The sequence below is a fragment of the Planotetraspora kaengkrachanensis genome, from assembly GCF_016862895.1.
Lineage (GTDB): Bacteria > Actinomycetota > Actinomycetes > Streptosporangiales > Streptosporangiaceae > Planotetraspora > Planotetraspora kaengkrachanensis.
Genome location: NZ_BONV01000076.1, coordinates 1 through 1,420 on the forward strand (window position 1 = coordinate 1; position 1,420 = coordinate 1,420).

Below are 1,420 nucleotides of genomic sequence, written 5' to 3' on the forward strand. Positions count from 1 at the left end.
GGGTCACGTCCAGCGGGGTGGTGTATGAGTCGACCTCCGCGTGATCCGTTTCTGCAGGTTAAGCGGTGAGTGTCTCCGGAGGTTGTTGCTGGTTCGGTGTGTCGCCCGGGATTACGCGTAGGCGGGCTTTGGCTAGGACGTCCAGGCCCATGTAGCGGCGGGCTTCGGTCCATTCATCGGTCTGCTCGGCGAGCACGGCGCCGACGAGGCGGATGATCGCGTCCCGGTCGGGGAAGATGCCGACGACGTCGGTGCGGCGGCGGATCTCCTTGTTCAACCGCTCTTGGGGGTTGTTCGACCAGATCTGCTTCCAGATCTCACGCGGGAACTGCGCGAACGCCAGCAGGTCCTCCCGAGCCTGGTCGAGATGGTCAGCGGCGGCCGGGTATTTCGCCTGGAGGGCGTCGATGACCCAGGCGTGCTGAGCGCGAACCTGCTCGGTGGTCGGCTGGTCGAAGATGGTCCGCACCAAAGTGGCCACCCACGGCTGCGCCGACTTCGGCACGGTGGTGAGCAGGTTGCGCAGGTAGTGGGTGCGGCAGCGCTGCCAGGACGCACCGGGCAGGGTGGCGCCGATCGCTTCGACCAGTCCGGCGTGGGCGTCGGAGATGACCAACTGCACCCCGGACAGGCCGCGGGCGACCAGGCCGCGCAAGAACGCCAGCCAGCCGGCACCATCTTCCCGACTGGTGACCTCCAGGCCGAGGATCTCCCGGTTGCCGTTGGCGTTGACCGCGGTGGCGACCAGGGCATGCACGTTGACGATCCGCCCGCCCTCGCGGACCTTCTGCGTCAGCGCGTCCAGCCACACGAACGCATACGGCCCACCGTCCAGCGCACGGGTGCGGAACGCCTCCACCTGCACGTCCAAGCTCTTGGCCATCGCCGAGACCTGGCTTTTGGAGATACCGGTGATGCCGAGCTGCTCGACCAGCTTGTCCACCCGCCGCGTCGACACCCCCAGCAGATAGGAGGTCGCCACGACACTGACCAGGGCCTGTTCGGCCCGCCGCCGGCGTTCCAGCAGCCAGTCCGGGAAATAGGAGCCTTGCCGCAGCTTCGGGATGGCCAGCTCGACCGTCCCGGCCCGGGTGTCCCACTCGCGGGTGCGGTAGCCGTTGCGGGAGTTGGTCCGCTCGGTACTGCGCTGCCCGTAGTCGGCCCCGCAAACGCTGTCTGCTTCGGCCGACATCAACGCCTCGGCCATGGTCTTCACCATGGATCGCAACAGATCCGGATCCCCGGCCTCGATCTGCCGCGCCAGCCACGCGCCAGGGTCCACACTGTCGTTCACGGCCATCGCTTTCGTCTCCTTCGATCTTGACTCGCAATCACGAAGGATCACGCGATGGCCGTCCTCATTTCACGACGCCACGCCTCTACCAGCGGAAACTCTTACACCACTCCCGTGGACGCAACC

General features: G+C 66.8%; 1 protein-coding gene. It reads right to left on the minus strand.

Annotation, left to right across the window (positions count from 1 at the left end; all coding sequences use genetic code 11):
* Positions 1-58: 58 nt before the first annotated feature.
* Positions 59-1,300 (minus strand): IS256 family transposase, encoded by a 1,242-nt coding sequence (locus Pka01_RS40405; protein WP_203888316.1) that lies wholly within the window; start codon positions 1,298-1,300, stop codon positions 59-61.
* Between the last annotated feature and the right edge of the window lie 120 nt (positions 1,301-1,420).

Coding starts and splice junctions, on each gene's coding strand:
- Pka01_RS40405 (WP_203888316.1), bottom strand. CDS start 1,300: ATGGCCGTGAACGACAGTGTGGACCCTGGCGCGTGGCTGGCGCGGCAG.